This window comes from Variovorax sp. 10L426, assembly GCF_056395305.1.
In genome coordinates this window covers 1-515 of sequence record NZ_JBFTJF010000074.1, presented here as the reverse complement: position 1 = coordinate 515, position 515 = coordinate 1, and the positions used below count along the sequence as shown (strand labels likewise).

The 515-nt window shown below is 56.7% G+C and carries 2 pseudogenes; both read left to right on the top strand.

The features are described 5' to 3' along the window. A pseudogene (locus AC1DHL_RS29790) lies at positions 1 to 122 on the top strand (fimbrial protein); the annotation flags it as partial. Positions 123 to 388: 266 nt separating this feature from the next. Beyond that, positions 389 to 515, top strand: a pseudogene (locus AC1DHL_RS29785) (fimbrial protein); the annotation flags it as partial.

The window sequence follows — 515 nt, the reverse complement described above, 5'->3', positions numbered from 1 at the left end:
CGGTTGCTATCACCGCCGGATCTGCACTGCTGCCCTACGCCGCTGAATACGTGGCTGTCAATGGAGCTGCTGGCGCCGGCGCAGCCAATTCGAGCGTGATGTACACGCTCATCTACCAGTAATTTCTGGTAGCCCGGAAGCGCGCCGCCGGTGCGCTTCCTCCCATGGAGCAGCACCAGCGGCGGCGAACGAATTCGCTGCGCGAGGCGCGTAGATCGAGGCCTCACCGTGCCATTTTGCACAGCGGTACTGCTCCAAACGCTGCTTTAGGATTTTTCTTATGTGCCTGCGGCGTGTGGATCGATTTAATTCGGTCTTGGCAATTGGCAATTCCCTGGTTATCGCCTTCTGCCAAATCCAACTTCTTCAACTTTAGTGAATATTCGAAATGAACCGCAAACTTCTCTCCGTTCTGATCTTGGCCAGCACCGCGATGGCCGCCCAGGTTGCCTCTGCTGCTGACGGCACCATCACCTTCAACGGCGAAGTCACCTCGAACACCTGCACCATCAATG